At 40.4% G+C, this 18131-nt stretch carries 13 protein-coding genes and 1 pseudogene; 11 read left to right on the top strand and 3 right to left on the bottom strand.

All coding sequences use genetic code 11. The annotated features are described in order from the left end of the window. The first annotated feature begins 11 nt into the window (after positions 1–11). Complete coding sequence (locus PLEUR7319_RS0119595) at positions 12–707, top strand: MBL fold metallo-hydrolase (RefSeq protein WP_019506928.1); 696 nt, start codon at positions 12–14, stop codon at positions 705–707. A 120-nt stretch (positions 708–827) separates the two neighbouring features. After that, positions 828–1052, top strand: coding sequence for a hypothetical protein (locus tag PLEUR7319_RS0119600; RefSeq protein WP_019506929.1), 225 nt, complete (start codon positions 828–830; stop codon positions 1050–1052). A gap of 137 nt (positions 1053–1189) precedes the next feature. Here the strand turns inward: PLEUR7319_RS0119600 and murD are convergent, their stop codons facing one another. Next, positions 1190–2590 carry a UDP-N-acetylmuramoyl-L-alanine--D-glutamate ligase gene (gene murD, locus PLEUR7319_RS0119605; protein ID WP_019506930.1) on the bottom strand — a complete coding sequence of 467 codons (1401 nt, stop codon included), beginning with the start codon at positions 2588–2590 and terminating at the stop codon, positions 1190–1192. A gap of 216 nt (positions 2591–2806) precedes the next feature. On the opposite strand from murD, the gene PLEUR7319_RS0119610 reads away from it, so the two are divergent. From PLEUR7319_RS0119610 to PLEUR7319_RS0119630, 5 genes are all read left to right on the top strand, one after another. Beyond that, the gene (locus PLEUR7319_RS0119610; protein ID WP_019506931.1) at positions 2807–3280 is read left to right on the top strand and encodes an N-acetyltransferase; all 474 of its coding nucleotides are present in this window, start codon (positions 2807–2809) and stop codon (positions 3278–3280) included. Further along, positions 3280–3789 (top strand): DUF1499 domain-containing protein, encoded by a 510-nt coding sequence (locus PLEUR7319_RS0119615; protein WP_019506932.1) that lies wholly within the window; start codon positions 3280–3282, stop codon positions 3787–3789. The genes PLEUR7319_RS0119610 and PLEUR7319_RS0119615 overlap by 1 nt, the downstream gene beginning before the upstream one ends. A gap of 46 nt (positions 3790–3835) precedes the next feature. After that, entirely contained in the window at positions 3836–4312 is a 477-nt protein-coding gene (locus tag PLEUR7319_RS0119620; protein ID WP_026102652.1) for a DUF4112 domain-containing protein, read from the top strand. A gap of 169 nt (positions 4313–4481) precedes the next feature. Beyond that, the gene (locus PLEUR7319_RS36110) at positions 4482–7865 is read left to right on the top strand and encodes a filamentous hemagglutinin N-terminal domain-containing protein (protein WP_019506934.1); all 3384 of its coding nucleotides are present in this window, start codon (positions 4482–4484) and stop codon (positions 7863–7865) included. 479 nt (positions 7866–8344) lie between these two features. Next, entirely contained in the window at positions 8345–11338 is a 2994-nt protein-coding gene (locus tag PLEUR7319_RS0119630) for an S-layer family protein (RefSeq protein WP_019506935.1), read from the top strand. Positions 11339–11571: 233 nt separating this feature from the next. Here the strand turns inward: PLEUR7319_RS0119630 and PLEUR7319_RS43610 are convergent. Beyond that, positions 11572–11727 (bottom strand): annotated as a pseudogene (locus PLEUR7319_RS43610) (zinc ribbon domain-containing protein); the annotation flags it as partial. Positions 11728–11843: 116 nt separating this feature from the next. On the opposite strand from PLEUR7319_RS43610, the gene PLEUR7319_RS0119635 reads away from it, so the two are divergent. From PLEUR7319_RS0119635 to PLEUR7319_RS36115, 4 genes are all read left to right on the top strand, one after another. After that, the gene (locus PLEUR7319_RS0119635) at positions 11844–14708 is read left to right on the top strand and encodes a filamentous hemagglutinin N-terminal domain-containing protein (RefSeq protein WP_019506936.1); all 2865 of its coding nucleotides are present in this window, start codon (positions 11844–11846) and stop codon (positions 14706–14708) included. A 161-nt stretch (positions 14709–14869) separates the two neighbouring features. Next, complete coding sequence (locus PLEUR7319_RS0119640; protein ID WP_019506937.1) at positions 14870–15196, top strand: hypothetical protein; 327 nt, start codon at positions 14870–14872, stop codon at positions 15194–15196. 87 nt (positions 15197–15283) lie between these two features. Then, positions 15284–15637 carry a DUF4160 domain-containing protein gene (locus PLEUR7319_RS0119645; protein WP_019506938.1) on the top strand — a complete coding sequence of 118 codons (354 nt, stop codon included), beginning with the start codon at positions 15284–15286 and terminating at the stop codon, positions 15635–15637. After that, entirely contained in the window at positions 15598–16377 is a 780-nt protein-coding gene (locus PLEUR7319_RS36115; RefSeq protein ID WP_144054345.1) for a helix-turn-helix domain-containing protein, read from the top strand. The genes PLEUR7319_RS0119645 and PLEUR7319_RS36115 overlap by 40 nt, the downstream gene beginning before the upstream one ends. Before the next feature lie 176 nt (positions 16378–16553). Here the strand turns inward: PLEUR7319_RS36115 and PLEUR7319_RS0119655 are convergent, their stop codons facing one another. Beyond that, positions 16554–18122 (bottom strand): alpha/beta hydrolase, encoded by a 1569-nt coding sequence (locus PLEUR7319_RS0119655; protein ID WP_019506940.1) that lies wholly within the window; start codon positions 18120–18122, stop codon positions 16554–16556. Positions 18123–18131: the final 9 nt, after the last annotated feature.

Genomic DNA, 18131 nt, shown 5'->3' on the forward strand with positions numbered 1-18131 from the left:
CAATATTTAGAATGCCCCAAAACTCGACAAAAATTACTGCAAGCCCTGGAAACACTAAATCTCCTCGCCTTATTTTGCCAGGAATATTTGCTTTTGCTCCTAATCGAGATACTTTAGGTGCGACTGCTTATTTAATTGTAAATAAAAGTGGCAATATTCTTCTTGATTGTCCCGCTTGGAATGAAACAAATCAGGAATTTTTGCTAGCTCAGGGAGGAATTAATACTCTCATCATCACTCATCGAGGAGGGATTGGCAATAAAGTAATGCAGATGCAGCAGACCTTGGCTTGCCAAATAATATTACAAGAACAAGAGGCTTATTTATTACCAGAAGTTGAAGTCAATTCTTTTGCTGAAAATTTAACCATAAGTTCAGATTTAGAACTGATTTGGACCCCCGGTCATTCCCCTGGTTCATCTTGTCTTTATTGGCAGCAGCAGGGAGGAATTTTGTTTTCTGGTAGACATTTCTTACCTAAATCACCAACTGAAATCGCCCCCTTGCGTACTGCTAAAACTTTTCATTGGTGGAGACAGTTAAATAGTATTGCTAAATTGTGCGAGCGCTTTGATGCTGAAACTCTTAAATATATCCTGCCAGGGGCGAACACAGGATATTTGAGAGGTAAAGGTTATATTGAAAATGCTTACGAACAATTAACAGCATTAGATTTAACTGCACTGCGCTCAACTGAAGTTATCTAGTTTGATATAAACGTCGAAACACAGTCGATTGTCAAAACTTCTATCAAATGAATGATGTTTTAATTTTTTGTTATGTTAAAAATTGAGATTGGAGAAATTCAAAACTAGGAAGCAAGATTGATGAAAAACTCAAGTTGGAAAAAAATTGTCGGCGTGACTTTAGGTATTTTTGCTCTATTTTTTGGTTCTGTTGGTTTGACTGGTTGTGAATCAGGGGGAGAAGAAGAAGGATTAGAACAAGAGGGAGAGGAATTGGGAGAAGAATTGGAAGAAGGGGGAGAAGAATTGGAAGAAGAGGGAGAGGAATTGGAAGAAGAATTGGATGATGATGATGATGATGATTAACACCTCTTGCTATTAATAGTTGGATTAAGATGAGCGCTCACTTCATTCATTTCCGACTAGATAAATAGTTAGTGTTTTCGGAAAAAATAGCATCTAAAGCTCAAGGTATGAAGATATTATCTGAAATTCTCCCCTTGCTAATCTTTCATTGCCAAACATAGCTGTCTAAAATGATCACCTCGCGCTTCAAAACTCAGATATTGATCAAAACTGGCACAGGCAGGGGAGAGTAAGACTACCTTTGCCCGTTCTTCTTTAGCGATCGCCAAGCTCTGAGTTACAGCATTGTCCATGGTTTCTACAATTTGAAAATTATCATAACCGCGATCGCTCAATCTTTGAGCAAAAGCTGGTGCAGCTTCACCAATTAGCAACACCTTAGCAACCTTGGCTTTGATCGTATCGATCCAGGAATTGTCATCCCCTGTTTTGGCTTGCCCCCCAGCAATTAAAATAACTGGTGCTTCTACAGAATTTAAACCTACCTCTGCTGCTTCATAGTTAGTGGCTTTACTATCGTTGATGTATTTAATTCCCTGATGAGTGCAAACGTATTCCAGACGATGTTCGACTCCTGGAAAAGTTGTTATGGCTTCGGCGATCGCGCTTTTGTCAATTCCTGCTAATTTTGCTGCTGCTACAGTCACCAGAAGATTTTGTAGATTATGTTCTCCTGACATTTTAAATAAAGATACTGGGGCAATAAGTTCCCCAAAAGCTACAATCCAAGCATCCTCGATGTAAACTTCTAGTCGGCGATTATCATTAAAGCTATTTTTGCCTTTAACACTTGTCCAGATAACATCTTGACCTAATTCTAATCCTGCTGTTTGTAAATAGCGATCGTCGCCATTGACAATTTTTTGCTGGCAGCGACGGAGTAGAGAAGCTTTAATTTCCGAGTAATGTTCCAGAGTTTTATGCCGATTGAGATGATCGGGAGTTAAAGTAGTCCAAATACCAATTTGTGGTGCCAATTCAACAGAAGACTCAATCTGATAACTACTTAATTCAGCAATAATCCAATCAAAAGTTTTAGAATTAGGCTCGTTGAAATTTTGAATTGCCAATTCGCAAGCTGCATTGCCAATATTGCCACAAGCAGGAGCTTTTAAACCAGCAGCCTGAAAAATCGCTGCAATAAGAGCAGTTGTAGTAGTTTTGCCATTTGTGCCAGTAATACCTATCCAAGGAATATTATTTAGATAACGCCAAGCTAATTCAATCTCACCGATAGTTTCGATACTTAGTTGTCGTGCAGCCTCTAATGAAGAAAGATCCCAGGGAACACCTGGACTAACCACAATTGTTTCGGGAGCTTCTTTAGGCGCTAAGGTCACATTGCTGCCAAGTTTGACAGCGATTCCTTCATTAATTAGCTTCTGTTGCAATGCTTTTAATTCATTAGCATTAGATCTTGAAAATACTTGTGCTTCTGTTGCCGAGTCTACTAAGGTGACTTGCCAACCTTCTTTGTTGAGTAATCTTGCAGCAGCAATTCCCGATCTTCCTAATCCAATAATTTCGCCTTTGGGCATATACTTTGTACTGTAACAATTCCCATAGAATGTTATCTTATTTTGCCTCAGGTAACTATAATCGGGTTCGATAATCAGCAACTAAGTTAAACTGTAGAACTAAAACTAACGAAACTATATTAAAAGTAATCTAGCCTCAAACATAAACCCTGTAAAGATTTTAGCTGTTAATCTAGGCAACAAATAGTAAAAATTTCATTTTAGCTAGGCAAGCTTGTGGCAAAAGTACACTTACGAAAAGTAACGCGGGAAAATTTTCGAGAATGCCTGAATCTTCAGGTTACGGAGCTACAGAAAAGTTGGGTTGCAACTACCACACAATCTCTGGCAGAAGCTTATGTAGATCCCAATCTTTTTCCTTTAGCCGTCTACGATGGTTCTGTATGCGGTTACGAACAGCCTGAAGCACCAATGATTGGATTCACGATGTATGAAATTGTTGCGGGTGTAGGATTTATCATACGACTGATGATCGACCAAAAGTATCAAAGGCAAGGTTATGGAAAAGCTACTATGATTGAGGTTATTCGTCGTCTCAAGTTATATCCTGATGTCGAAATGATTGCGACTAGTTATCGGCAAGGGAATAAAATAGCTGCCGAATTATATCAAGGTTTAGGGTTTCGGCAATGGGATATTTCTGACGCTATCTCTAATCCTACGGAGGTTTATGTCAAACTTGAAGACTAATGACTAAAAATCACTTTATATTAAAAGAGTATTTTGTTAGAGAGTTAATTACTGTGTCTCGTTTGATCTCAATTATTTTCGGCATTATTATTACCCTATCGAGCAGTTTAATGTTTTCTACTCCTGCTTGGGCAGCAATTGGTATTAACAATGGTCATTTGTCTGCTTGTCCTAGTTCGCCTAACTGTGTGGTTAGTCAAGATGGAGATGCGGATCATGCAATTGAACCAATTACCTACCAAGGCGATCGCGCTACTGCCAAAGAAACGTTGTTAAAAGTGCTTTCGGTGGTACCGCGCACTGAAGTTATCGAACAGACAGATAATTATATATATAGCGAATCTACTAGTCGTATTTTTAAATTTGTCGATGATGTAGAATTTTATTTCCCTGAAGATGAAAACATTATTCACGTTAGATCTGCTTCACGAGTTGGTGAATCAGATTTGGGAGTTAACCGCCGACGTATCGAACAAATTCGTTTAGCAATGCAAGATTTAGGCGTTTAACTATTGGCTCATAACTTGTTAAACAGCTAACCAATATTTTTCTCTCATGAAAACCCCCATACCTACTAACCAAATTTCTAAGGTCAATAGACTGAGGCGGATGAGTCGGTTATTAGATAACGCAATTCCTATACCTGGAACTAAGATTCGCTTTGGGCTAGATCCAATTTTGGGATTGCTTCCTGGAGGTGGTGATACGGTAACTGGGGGACTATCTGCTTATATTGTGGTAGAAGCTGCCAGAATGGGTTTACCCCGCGAGGTTTTGTGGAAAATGGTGGGAAATATATTAATAGACTCTTTTGCTGGAACTATTCCGGTATTGGGAGATTTATTTGATGTAGGCTGGAAATCTAATGTCAAAAATATTGAGCTATTAGAAAAGCATTTAGATATTGCTGAAAATAGTAAAAGCGATCGCTTGTTTACTTTTGGCTTAATTTTACTCTTAGCCTTAATCGTACTAGGGTTTGCGGCGATTACAGTATTTACAGTAAGTTGGCTCTGGAATCTTTTATTTTAGCGATGACTGCTTGCAGCCAACAAATCTAATAATCATAAGAATACTTGATCTAATCGTTCCCTAATTAAATTGATTTTTGTAACAGCTATAAGATAAGCAACCGACTTTTAATATTTCATGTCTGTATAATGCATCTCAACTAAGGTATCGAGAAGTTGAGAAGTTAAACATGAAAAAGAAATTATCTCTATTACTATTTTTGGTTAGCTGCATTATCATTCCTGGAATTTTATTAAAACCAGCTACAGCACAAGTAACACCAGACGGCACTACCAGCACTACAGTTAATGCCGATGGGAATGATTTGACGATCCAAGATGGCGATCGCGCAGGAAATAATTTATTTCATAGTTTCCAAGATTTTTCTGTACCTAATGGCGGTGAGGCATTTTTTGATAACGATGCCAATATAGCCAATATTTTGTCTAGAGTCACAGGGGGAAATATCTCCAATATCGATGGTTTGATTCGGGCAAATGGTAGTGCTAATTTATTTTTAATTAATCCTGCGGGAATTATCTTTGGGCAAGATGCAAGATTAGATCTTGGTGGTTCGTTTTATGGCAGCAGTGCTAGCAGTATTCTGTTTGAAGATGGGATTGAATTTAGTGCTACCGATTCAGAAAATCCACCTTTATTAACTATTAATGCGCCTCTAGGATTAGGTTTAGAAGATAATCCAGGGCAAATAATCAACCGTTCCTTAGGGCAAAATAGCAATCAAGAAGTTGTCGGTTTAGAAGTTGCTCCAGGAAATAATCTGGCTTTGATTGGCGGTAATATTAACTTTGAGACGGGTTTAGCTACTGCACGAGGAGGCAATATTAAATTAGGGGGATTATCTGAAGCAGGGACAGTAGATATTAATCCCGATGGTAGTTTAAGTTTTCCTGATGGAGTAACCAAAGCAGATGTTAACTTGAGCAATTTTTCCGTTGTAAATGCCACGGGAACAGGGGGAGGAAGTGTTAGCGTTAATGCTGGTAACTTAAATTTAGCAGCAGGAGAATTCGGTAGTAGTTTCATTATCGCAGGAATTAGAGCTGAATCGATATCTGCCGAGGCACAAGCAGGAGATGTGACTATCGATGTGGCTGAAAAGATAACTCTCAATGATAGTTTTATTACAAATCAAGTTGACTCTGGTGGAGTGGGTAATTCAGGCAGGATCGTGATTAATACTGGTTCAATTGAAGCAATCAATGGAGGACAAGTTGATGCTAGTACTTTTGGTCGAGGTGATGCCGGAATTGTCGCTCTTACTGCTACAGGAGACATTACTTTTGATGGTGAAGATTTAGAAGGTTTCCAGAGTGGTGCTACTAGTACGGTTACTTCAGGTGCAGAAGGAAATGCAGGGGGGGTGACTATCAGGACAAACAATCTGACTCTAAGGGCAGGGGGAAGAGTTGATGCTAGTACTTTTGGTCGAGGAAATGCCGGTTCGGTCAATATTACCGCTACTGGAGACATTACTTTTGATGGTGAAGATTCAGAAGGTATTCCTAGTGGTGCTACTAGTCAGGTTACTTCAGGTGCAGTAGGAAATGCAGGAGGTGTGACTATCAGGACAAACAATCTGACTCTGAGCGCAGGGGGAAGAGCTGATGCTAGTACTTTTGGTCGAGGGAATGCCGGAACTGTCGCTCTTACTGCCACAGGAGATATTACTTTTGATGGTGAAGATTCAGAAGGTATTCCTAGTGGCGCTACTAGTCAGGTTAATTTAGATGCAGTAGGAAATGCAGGAGGTGTGACTATCAGGACAAACAATCTGACTCTGAGCGCAGGGGGAAGAGTTGATGCTAGTACTTTTGGTCGAGGGAATGCCGGAACTGTCGCTCTTACTGCCACAGGAGATATTACTTTTGATGGTGAAGATTCAGACGGTACTCCTAGTGGTGCTATTAGTGTGGTTACTCCAGATGCAGAAGGAAATGCAGGAGGTGTGACCATCGATGCTGCTAATCTGACTCTCACTAATGGGGGACAAGTCAATGCTAGTACGAGTGGTCAAGGTGATGCCGGTTCGGTCGATATTACCGCTACAGGAGATCTTATTTTTGATGGTGAAGATTTAGACGGTACTCCTAGTGGTGTTTTCGGTGCGGTTGATCAAGATGCAGTAGGGGATGCAGGAGGTGTAACAATCAATACTGCTAATTTGACTCTCACCAATGGGGGACAAGTCAATACTAGTACTTTTGGTGAGGGAAATAGTGAGAATGTGGAGATTAGAGCCCAAAATACCATCGCCATTGATGGTGATGCTAGTGGTGTTTTCAGTGCGGTTGGTGAAGGTGTAGTAGGAAATGCAGGAGATGTGACCATTGATGCTGCTAACCTGGAGCTGAGCGCAGGAGGGTTAATTGCTACTTTCACAGTTGGTGCGGGAAATGCAGGAGATGTGACCATTGATGCTGCTAACCTGGAGCTGAGCGCAGGAGGGTTAATTGCTACTACTACACTTGGTGCAGGAGATGCGGGGGATTTAACTGTTAATGCTACTGAATCGATCTTCATCAATGGTCTAAATGCAGAAGGAGATGTTAGTAGTGGGTTATATGCTAATGCACTAATCAATGACGGTAATGGAGGCAATGTCAATGTTATTACCAACCAACTGACTATTAATGATGGTGGAACTATTGACGTTGGCAATTTTGATAATTTGGTTGTTATCAGCCAACTAACTGTTGATGATAGTGGAACTATTGACGTTGGTAACTTGGATGATTCGAATGCTTCTCCAGCAGGTACAGGAGAACCAGGAACTATTAATATTGAAGTTAATTCGATTAATCTGAGTAATCGAGCTAGCATTGTAGCTGCTACTCAAGCTGAAACTACTAGTAATAGTGCCAATATTAATCTCCAAGTTGCCGATCGCATCACTCTAGAGGATAACAGTTTGATCTCCGCTCAAGCTTTCGAAAATGCCGATGGCGGTAACTTAACTATTGATACTGATTTTCTAGTTGCTTTCCCTAGTGAGGGTAATGGTAATGACCTGATTGCATCGGCAGAACAAGGAGATGGTGGCAATATTGATATTACTGCTGAGTTTTTATTGGGTATTGAAGAACGTCCTCTCGATCCTGTTACCAATGATATTAATGCCTCTTCCGAATTTGGCTTAGATGGAACAATAGGCATCAATCAACTAGATGTTAATCCCGTCGAGGCATTAGAAGAGTTACCTATGTCTGTGATCGATGTGGTGGGATTAGTAGCACAAAATCTCTGTCAGCAAGGGAAAGGAAGCGAATTTATTGTCACAGGTAAAGGTGGTGTAGCGCCAAATCCAAGTCAAGTAAGAGATGGGGAAGTAACTGCTGTAGATTTAGTGGCACCGGCGACTGGGGAAGAATCAGAGCAAGTCGAGACAGTGAAGGAAGCCGAGTCAAATAGAGAAATAGAAGAAGAAAAAGAAATTATTGAGGCTCAGGGATGGATAATTAACGATCGCGGCAATGTGGAGTTGGTGGCACAGAAAACTGATGTGAATGGTTCTCTACCACAGCCACAAGATGACAGAGTTTGCAGCAAATGAGTAATCTCTTTTTTATCACCCTATAGTCATAAAAGAAGGATAAACCAATTGATTTGGATACTATTTTAGTCGAGAAGAAAATGACCAGCTCTAATATCAAGTTCGGATGAAGAGTTAAATCTAGGTAGGTAAAGTAACAAGTAGCAAGTAGCAAGTAAAAAGTTGTTCTTGATCCTTCTAACTCCAACTTTATTTAACCAGCAAAACTCCAGTTTTCAATGTGGACGGGGTTTAACACTCGATCGGGTGAGCGAAATTTACGGTGGCCAAAATTTTAATTGCCGTTACTCGTTACTTTTTATTCGTTACTTAAAGCGTCTCTATTATTTAACTCCCACACCTTTTTTCGTTCACCCCACTCGATCTAGTCTTGACTCAATTAAATTTTGTGATGACTATTAATATAGACAATCGATTTTAAATACTTATGTCTGTATAATGCATCTCAACTAAGGTATCGAGAAGTTGAGAAGTTAAACATGAAAAAGAGATTATCTCTATTACTATTTTTGGTTGGCTGCATTATCATTCCTGGAATTTTGGTCAAATCAGCTACAGCACAAGTAACCCCAGACGGCACTACCAGCACTACAGTTGATGCCAATGGGAATAATTTGACAATCCAAAATGGCGATCGCGCAGGAAATAATTTATTTCATAGTTTTCAAGACTTTTCTGTACCTACTGACGGAGAGGCATTTTTTGACAACGCTACCGATATAGCCAATATTTTGTCGAGAGTCACAGGGGGAAATATCTCCAATATCGATGGTTTGATTCGGGCAAATGGTAGTGCTAATTTATTTCTGATTAATCCTGCGGGAATTATTTTTGGTGAGAATGCCAGTTTAAATGTTGGTGGTTCGTTTTATGGCAGCAGTGCTAGCAGTATTCTGTTTGAGGATGGGGAATTTAGTGCGGTAGATAATATCGAGCAGCCAATACTGACGATTAATGCACCCATTGGGTTGGGTTTTCGGGATGAACCAGGAGAGATTGTTAATCGTTCGCGAGTCGAAAACAGTTCTGGATTATTAACAGGTTTAGAAATTAGTTCGGGGAATAATCTGGCATTTGTTGGGGGAGATATTAGGTTTGAGTCGGGGAACGCTACTGCTAGGGGTGGAAATATTTATCTTGGCGGATTAGCCGAAGCAGGAATAGTTAATCTAAATCAGGATGGCAGTTTGAGTTTTCCAGACGACTTAAATCAGGCAAATATTACTCTGACTAATGCTGCGGATGTCGATGTTCAAGGTGCGGGAGGAGGAAATATTACCATTGATGCGAATAATCTCAGTTTAGCAGCAGGAGAATTGGGCATAAGCATGATTCGGGGAGGAATAAGCTCTAATTCCACCAATCCTCAAGCCCAGGCGGGAGATATTACGATTAACGTTGCTGAAAATATTAGCCTTGATGATAGTAACATTAGAAATCGAGTCGAGCCTGAAGGAATAGGTAATGCGGGGAATATTACTATTACTACTGATTCTTTGGAATTAATCGATGGCGGTTCCTTTAGTGCTAGTACCTTTGGTCAAGGTAATGGAGGGGCAGTTAATGTTACCGCCACAGGAAATATTACCGCTACGGGGGAAGGTTCAGACGGTATTTCTAGTGGCATTTTTAGTGCTGTTGCTACAGATGCAACAGGAAATTCAGGAGGGATAACTATCTCGACTACTAATCTCAACCTAACTGCTGGCAGTGTAGTTAATGCTAGTACCTTTGGTCAAGGAAATGCTGGAGATATCACAATTGATACTGGTACTCTGACTCTGAGCAATGGAGGGGAAATTAATAGTGATACCTCTGGTCAAGGGAATGCTGGTTTGATTAATATTATCGCTAGCGATACTATCATTATTGATGGTGTAGATTCTGAGGGCGATGATAGTGATGTTACCAGTGAGGTCAATTCAGAAGGAGTGGGAGATGCTGGAGATATCACCATTGATACTGGTACTCTGATTTTGAGCAATGGAGGGGAAATTGAAACTGATACCTCTGGTGAAGGAAATGCTGGAGATATCATAATTGATACTGGTACTCTGACTCTGAGCAATGGAGGAGAACTTAATAGTGATACCTCTGGTCAAGGGAATGCAGGTTCAATCAATATTACCGCTAGGGATACCATCACTATTGATGGTGTAGATTCTGGGGGCGATGATAGTGATGTTACCAGTGAGGTCAATTCAGAAGGAGTGGGAGATGCTGGAGATATCACCATTGATACTGGTACTCTGATTCTGAGCAATGGAGGGGGAATTGAAACTGATACCTCTGGTGAAGGAAATGCCGGTTCGATTAATATTACCGCTACTGGAGATCTTACTATTGATGGTGAAGATTCAGAAGGTATTCCTAGTGGTGCTACTAGTCTGGTTGATACAGGGGGAGTAGGAGATGCTGGAGGAGTAACCATCTCTACTACTAATCTTAATCTGACTAATGGGGGACGAGTTTCTGCCAGTACTTTTGGTCAAGGTGATGCGGGAAATGTAACCATCGATGCCACAGAATCTATCTTCATCAGTGGAGCAATTGAAGGCTCTCGCAGTGGCATATCCGCTAATGCCCTAATCAATAATGGCAATGGCGGTAATGTAAATGTGTTTACCGAGCAACTAACTATTGCTAATGGTGGCACAATTGAAGCCAGTAATTTTGACAATATAGGAGAACGAACTCCAGGTACGGGAGAACCAGGAAATATTTTGATTGAAGCCAATAATCTTGATTTAGTAGATACAGCTAGAATTGAGGCTGCTACTCAAGCTGAAATTGGTAATAGTGCCAATATTAATCTCCAAGTTGACGATACGATCACTCTAGAGGATAGCAGTTTTATTTCGGCTCAAGCTTTCAATAATGCCAATGGCGGTAATTTAACTATTGATACTAATTTTCTAGTTGCTTTTCCCGATGGCAATAACGATATTATCGCCAATGCCCAACAAGGGAATGGGGGTAATATTAATATTACTGCTGAGTCTTTATTTGGTATTGCAGAACGTCCTTTAAATCCCAACACTAACGATATCAATGCCTCTTCAGAGTTTGGTTTAGATGGTAGCATTTCTATTTTTACGCCCGATATCAATGCGATTCAAACCGATCTTGTATTACCTAATAACCTAGTGGAATCAGAAGAAACTGTGGCTCAAGCTTGTCAAAACGATCGCATTTCGGGAAAATCTAGTGGTTTAACGATTCAAGGTAAAGGCGGTATTCCTCCCCAACCAACAGAACCCATTGACTCGGAAGCTATATTAGTTCAGGGAAAAATCACCACCTCTAAGCCACCAGTTCAAGCTCCAGATATCCCACCCTTGGGATCTAATATGGGAAATATTCTTCCAGCTAGGGGGATCATCAAAACTGAAGATGGTCAAATTATTTTAACTGCCTATTCTACAGACCAGCTCGATACCCGTACTCCTCATATTTCCCCTAATTGCAGATAACTCAGTTGACATCCTCTCCGACCTGAAGGTACGGAGATTCCCTAAAACAGAGTTAACTGTTTAGGGGTGGTAGACGGTTCAACACAAACTGCTACTGTTGTAGTCTGACACTTGCTCCCACGTCCGTTCTTACGACAATCGCTCATGGGGGAAACCCCCGCCCTCGACAGTTCCTTTAAGCGGGGGAACCCCGCCAACGGACTGTCTCGCAAGACCGCGTTGTCGCGCTTTTTAGATTGGTCGGATTGCCCACCCGCCCATTGATTTAAGTTTTTTGCTGCGTTGATATCTCGGTCGTGAATTGTATTGCAAAACAAACACTCCCACTCCCTAATATCTAACTCTTTTCTTCCTCCTGACTCTCCGCAGCATGAGTTCACCCCACTCGATCTAGTCTTGACTCAATTAAATTTTGTGATGTCTATTAATATAGACAATCGATTTTAAATACTTATGTCTGTATAATGCATCTCAACTAAGGTATCGAGAAGTTGAGAAGTTAAACATGAAAAAGAGATTATCTCTATTACTATTTTTGGTTGGCTGCATTATTATTCCTGGAATTTTATTAAAACCAGCTACAGCACAAGTAACACCAGACGGCACTACCAACACTACAGTTAATGCCGAGGGAAATGATTTTACCATCCAAGATGGAAATAGATCAGGGAATAATTTATTTCATAGTTTTCAAGATTTTTCTGTACCGAATGGCGGTTCGGCATTTTTTGATAACGCTCCTGATATAGCCAATATCTTATCTAGAGTCACAGGGGGAAATATCTCCAATATTGATGGTTTGATTCGGGCAAATGGTAGTGCTAATTTATTCTTAATTAATCCTGCGGGGATTATTTTTAGGCAAGGTGCAAGATTAGATGTTGGTGGTTCGTTTTATGGCAGCAGTGCCAGTAGTATTCTGTTTGAAGATGGGGAATTTAGTGCGACAGATTTAGAAACTCCACCTTTATTAACGATTAATGCACCTATTGGTTTGGGTTTTCGCTCTGAACCAGGAGAAATAACAAATCGTTCCTCTGTGCAAAATGATTCTGGAGAATTTGTCGGTTTAGAGGTTGCATCAGGTAATAATCTAGCTTTTATTGGCGGTAATATTAATTTTGAGGAGGGTGAAGCTACTACTCAGGGAGGAAACATAGAATTAGGAGGATTATCTGAAGCAGGGACAGTTGGGATTAATCCCGATGGTAGTTTGAGTTTTCCTGATGGAGTAACCAAAGCAGATATTGACTTGAGCAATGGTGCCGATGTAGATGCCAGGGGAACAGGGGGAGGAAGTGTTAGCGTTAACGCTCGTAACTTAAATTTATCAGCAGGAGAAGAATTTGGTAGTAGTCTCATTCGGGCAGGAATTAGAGCTGAATCTACATCTGCCGAGGCACAAGCAGGGGATGTAACTATCGATGTTGCTGAAAATATAACCCTTGATGACAGTGGTATTTTTAATCAAGTTGATTCAGATGGAGTCGGTAATTCAGGCAATATTACGATTAATACTGGTTCAATTGAAGCAATAAATGGGGGAGATGTTGATGCTAGTACTTTTGGTCAAGGGGATGCAGGTTCGGTCAATATTACCGCTACTGGAGATATAACTTTTGATGGTGAAGATTCAGGCGGTACTCCTAGTGGTGCTACTAGTAACGTTAATTCAGATGCAGAAGTAAATGCAGGAGGTGTAACTATCTCCACTGCTAATCTGACTCTAACCAATGGGGGGCAAGTTGCTGCTGATACTTTTGGTGAAGGTAATGCCGGTTCGGTCGATATTACCGCTAGCGATACCATTACCATTGATGGTCAACTTTCTGATGGTGGCTTTCCTAGTAATGTTACTAGTCTGGTTAATTCAGATGCAGTAGGGGATGCAGGAGGTGTCACGATCTCTACTGCTAATCTGACTCTAACGGCAGGGGGACAAGTTAATACTAGTACATTAGGTGATGGGAATGCAGGAGATGTGACCATTGCTACTGATAATCTGACTCTAACGTCGGGGGGACAAGTCAATACTAGTACATTAGGTCAGGGAAATGGTGGGAATGTCGAGATTAGCGCCCAAGATACCATCTACATTGATGGTGATACTAGTTTCGTTGCTAGTATAGTTGATGAAGATGTAGTAGGAGATGCAGGAGATGTGAGCATCTCGGCGGCTAACCTGGAGCTGAGCGCAGCAGGGTTCATTACTACTTTGACAGCTGGTGCGGGAAATGCAGGAGATGTGACCATCAATGTTGCTAACCTGGAGCTGAGCGCAGGAGGGTTCATTGCTACTACTACAGGTGGTGCAGGAGATGCGGGGGATTTAACTGTTAATGCTACTGAATCAATCTTCATCAATGGTCTAAATGCAGAAGGAGATATTAGTAGTGGGTTATATGCTAACGCACTACTCAATGACGGTAATGGAGGCAATGTCAATGTTATTACCAACCAACTGACTATTAATGATGGTGGAACTATTGACGTTGGCAATTTTGATAATTTGGTTGTTACCAGCCAACTGACTGTTGATGATAGTGGAACTATTGACGTTGGTAACTTGGATGATTCGAATGCTTCTCCACCAGGTACAGGAGAACCAGGAACTATTAATATTGAAGCTAATTCGATTAATCTGAGTAATCGAGCTAGCATTGTAGCTGCTACTCAAGCTGAAACAACTAGTAATAGTGTCAATATTAATCTCCAAGTTGCCGATAGTATCACTCTAGAGGATAACAGTTTGATCTCCGCTCAAGCTTTCAAGAATGCTAATGGCGGTAACTTAACTATTGATACTAATTTTATCGTTGCTTTCCCTAATGGTAATAACGATATTATTGCTACTGCCGAAGACGGGAATGGGGGCAATATTGATATTACTGCCGAGTCTTTATTGGGTATTGAAGAACGTCCTTTAAATTCTAACACTAACGATATTAATGTCTCTTCCGAATTCGGTTTAGATGGTAACATTTCTATTTTTACCCCCGATATCAATACGATTCAAACCGATCTTGAATTACCTAATAACCTAGTTGATTCTCAACAAACTGTGGCTCAAGCTTGTCAAAGCGATCGCATTTCGGGAAAATCTAGTGGTTTAACGATTCAAGGTAAAGGCGGTATTCCTCCCCAACCAACAGAACCCATTGACTCGGAAGCTATATTAGTTCAAGGAAAAATCACCACCTCTAAGCCACCAGTTCAAGCTCCAGATATCCCCCCCTTGGGATCTAATATGGGAAATATTCTTCCAGCTAGGGGGATCATCAAAACTGAAGATGGTCAAATTATTTTAACTGCCTATTCTACAGACCAGCTCGATACCCGTACTCCTCATATTTCCCCTAATTGCAGATAACTCAGGTTAATTACCTCTCAGCTCTTTGCTTGGCAATATGTTAAGAGCGATCGCTCTCTAAGACAAGTAATAGTTGAACAATTACAATTAAGGGCAAGGGCAGTATTGCTAAAGAATCTAGCTAACCAATTGATTTGAATACTATTTTAGTCGAGAAGAAAATGACCACCTCTAAGCCACCAATTCAATTTCCAGATATCCCACCCTTGGGATCAAATATGGGAAATATTATCGGAAATATTCCTCCTGAATCTAGCGAATCAGTTGATTCTGATACTTTCTCAGTCCAGGAAAAAATTACTCCTCCCAAGTCACCAGTTCAATCTCCAGATATCAAACCTATTAAAACTAGCAAGGGAGATATTTTTCCAGCACGGGGCATCATCAAAACTGAAGATGGTCAAGTTATTTTAACTGCTTATCCTACAGACAAGATCGATACTCGTACTTCTCATATTTCCCCTAAATGTAGTCAAGGCAGAGGATAGATAAGAATAAGAACACTATTCCCCATCAAATAGGACATGATTTTAAACAGGTTGCAAAATATGTCCGCTAAGTGCCATTATTGAATTATGGTGGAGTCGGGGAATATTACTATCTCTCGCCCCTCTGGTTCAATCAAGGAGAATTTTTATTTGGGGAGAATCGAAGAGTTCAGCCTAAAAGGACTACAGGCGTTTTTTCGTTCGAGCGACCATCGCCCCCCACATTTCCACGTTAAAAAGCCTGGAAGGTGGGAAATAAGGGTGTATATTTTGACCTCATCGAAAAACGGCTTGGATTACTCTTTCAAGTTCCCCAAGAATAAGTCAGTTACCCTTACCTCTAAAGAGGAAAAAGCAATCCTCGGTTTTGTCACCAGCAATAGAGAGAAGCTTCTACTTGATTGGCAAATTCAAGTATGCGTCAAGGAGAAAATGAAGTAATGAGCCTTAATACTAAAGTAGACCCCATGTATTCTGTCGATCGCCGAGCAAACTCCTTGGCTGTAAAATCTTTGAATCTCAATCGTTTGAAAAGCGAAACGATTAAGAACAACAAAACCAAATCAGAACTAGATTTAATTTACCTAGAAAACTCTGTAATTCTTCAGGTGAAGGGTCAAAACAAGCCCGTAGAGTCTTACTATGGTTTTGACCCAAAGGTAGCCAAGAGAATTAAATCGGCTTGGAAATGGGAAGCTGAAGACGAGCTAATTGCGATCGCCTCTGTATCTGATGATTCATTATTTGTTATGGGATGCGATCTAACAACCTGGGAGATCCCTTTTAAAGCCCTTCCCTGTTTGGATAAAATCCCCGAATCAGAAAAATCTAACTTCGAGATAGATGAAGATGGTAGTTATCTTTACTGGAAGAGTGCCGCTATTCATCTCGATCTAGAAGACATCAAAGCTGCCGTCGATCCAGAGTTTAAAGAGCAGCTTCTACTTAACAAACTAGAGTATGGCAAATCTTTCGGCAAAGCGATCGCCGTTGTCAGAAAAGCCCACAAACTAAATCAAAACGAGATTAATGGCATCTCGGACAGGCATCTGAGAAGAATTGAAACCGAAGGGCGACAGCCAACCCTAGACGCTCTCAAAAAACTATCCATAGCTCACGGGTTAGATTTAGAGGATTACTTAGCTGAAGTAAATCAAGCTCTCATAAACGTCAAATTTTAAAGCTATCTATACCATTTCTCAAAAGTATAGCAGCAATACGGACTTAGATTAGGACACTTGTTACTCGTTACTCTTTACTCGTTACTCATTACTTACGAGCAATCAAATAAACTTGTCCTAAGTTAACTTTGTACGGCTATAACAGGAGAGATGAAGAAATTTATTTTAAGTATCTTTCATTTTTCAAGTAAATGAAGATTATAAGGTTTTTGACTTAATACTTGAAGATAGTCTGAACTTAAATAAGGAAGATAATCAGCATTTTGAGCCACGTAGGTTTGGAAAAAAGCTAGCGCTAAGGCATTTTGATATTTTTTGCTGATGTCTGATTCCAGATTCTGAGATTGCGATCGCTTTTGATCTAAAGTAGCGTTAGTGTGAGGCAGTTTTTCGGACACGACAAGATATTTTTCTGCACTACCCATCGCCTCGAAGGCAGGAAGCTGCTCTTTCAGTAAAGAGGTTAAAAAGTCTCGGTCTACAGTTTGCCACATTGTCGGTGTGGTAATCTGGCTTAATTGTTCTTCCCCAAACAAGCTACTACCAAAAGGGACAAACATATAAGTTGCTTTAATTCGTGGATCTTGCAAGTCTACTTCCTGCCGAGGTAACTCCAAAGCTCGACATTGATATAGTATCGAAATATTAAGCAAATCTAGTGGGCGATCGCAATCTTGTTGCAGTTCTTCAAAATCTAATACTGCACCAGTCAAGGAAAGAGCGGTTGCACCACCAAAAGAATAGCCAAAAACACCTGCATTTTCTATATCAAGGCGATTATTGAATTTATGGTGATTTAATTGGTCTAGTTCATCCAGAACCAAACTAATATCCAAAGGGCGATCGATAAAATCTTGAGCATCAAAATTTTCTTTATATAGACCTTTAATAAAGTCTGCTTGGCGTTGATGATTAGTTCCTGGATGATCGGGAATTGCTACGGCAAAGCCATAGGATGTCAGATGCTCAGCTAATTCAACAAATCGCGATCGCCTTGCCCCTAGACCATTTGATACGACAATTATGGGGTATTTAGCGTTGGCTTGTGGCTGTCGGCTCTGGGGTAGATAAAGATCGACCAGCAAACTACGATTGTCACGATTGGTATCTTGAAGGTTCAGTTCTTGTTTGGTGACAGAGAATTGACCAGGAATTGATAAATCTGAAAATTTGACTGCTTTTACTGGAGAAATGGGTTCAGAATCTAGCTTACTCAGACTAGAAATAAATTCATCGGTTTCTTGGCTATTTTTAGAGACTTGTTTAACTAATTTAAGTATTTCTGGCAAATTGAGCTTTAGTTCTGTGGGAAAATAGCGCAAAAAATTGACTAGATTAACCCCCTCAGAATCGCTGGCTGTTTTCACCGCAGCAGCACGTAAACCATAAAAACCGTTAATATCATGGGGAGTCTGTAATATTTCTCCTACTCGCAATAACATCTTTTGACCTACGGAAGTACGAGAAAAGCGATAGACGAGGACAGGATCGATATCGTATTTTAGTTGCAAAAATTCTTGTAACTGCTCCTGTTGTTGAGGAGAAAATCGCTTGAGATAAAAGTTGAACTGCCTCGTAACTTTGCCCTCATTAGCGTATAAAGCTAAATCTTCTACATCCAGGCTAAAACCTAAGATACTGTAGTTAAACTTAATTTTCTCGGCAGGATTAGTAGGAGATTCCCCAGCTAAAAAGGCGATCGCGGTGGTAAGGATTAAAATTATTAGACGGTTAAATCTAGCCATGAACAATTA

Source organism: Pleurocapsa sp. PCC 7319 (assembly GCF_000332195.1).
Taxonomy (GTDB): domain Bacteria; phylum Cyanobacteriota; class Cyanobacteriia; order Cyanobacteriales; family Xenococcaceae; genus Waterburya.

What these genes read in the sequence shown, in the direction of transcription:
- PLEUR7319_RS0119635 (WP_019506936.1), top strand. Translation starts at nt 11,844, where the DNA reads ATGAAAAAGAGATTATCTCTATTACTATTTTTGGTTGGCTGCATTATT.
- PLEUR7319_RS0119595 (WP_019506928.1), top strand. Translation starts at nt 12, where the DNA reads ATGCCCCAAAACTCGACAAAAATTACTGCAAGCCCTGGAAACACTAAA.
- PLEUR7319_RS0119655 (WP_019506940.1), bottom strand. Translation starts at nt 18,122, where the DNA reads ATGGCTAGATTTAACCGTCTAATAATTTTAATCCTTACCACCGCGATC.
- PLEUR7319_RS0119645 (WP_019506938.1), top strand. Translation starts at nt 15,284, where the DNA reads ATGGTGGAGTCGGGGAATATTACTATCTCTCGCCCCTCTGGTTCAATC.
- PLEUR7319_RS0119640 (WP_019506937.1), top strand. Translation starts at nt 14,870, where the DNA reads ATGACCACCTCTAAGCCACCAATTCAATTTCCAGATATCCCACCCTTG.
- PLEUR7319_RS0119615 (WP_019506932.1), top strand. Translation starts at nt 3,280, where the DNA reads ATGACTAAAAATCACTTTATATTAAAAGAGTATTTTGTTAGAGAGTTA.
- murD (WP_019506930.1), bottom strand. Translation starts at nt 2,590, where the DNA reads ATGCCCAAAGGCGAAATTATTGGATTAGGAAGATCGGGAATTGCTGCT.
- PLEUR7319_RS0119630 (WP_019506935.1), top strand. Translation starts at nt 8,345, where the DNA reads ATGAAAAAGAGATTATCTCTATTACTATTTTTGGTTGGCTGCATTATC.
- PLEUR7319_RS0119620 (WP_026102652.1), top strand. Translation starts at nt 3,836, where the DNA reads ATGAAAACCCCCATACCTACTAACCAAATTTCTAAGGTCAATAGACTG.
- PLEUR7319_RS36110 (WP_019506934.1), top strand. Translation starts at nt 4,482, where the DNA reads ATGAAAAAGAAATTATCTCTATTACTATTTTTGGTTAGCTGCATTATC.
- PLEUR7319_RS0119600 (WP_019506929.1), top strand. Translation starts at nt 828, where the DNA reads ATGAAAAACTCAAGTTGGAAAAAAATTGTCGGCGTGACTTTAGGTATT.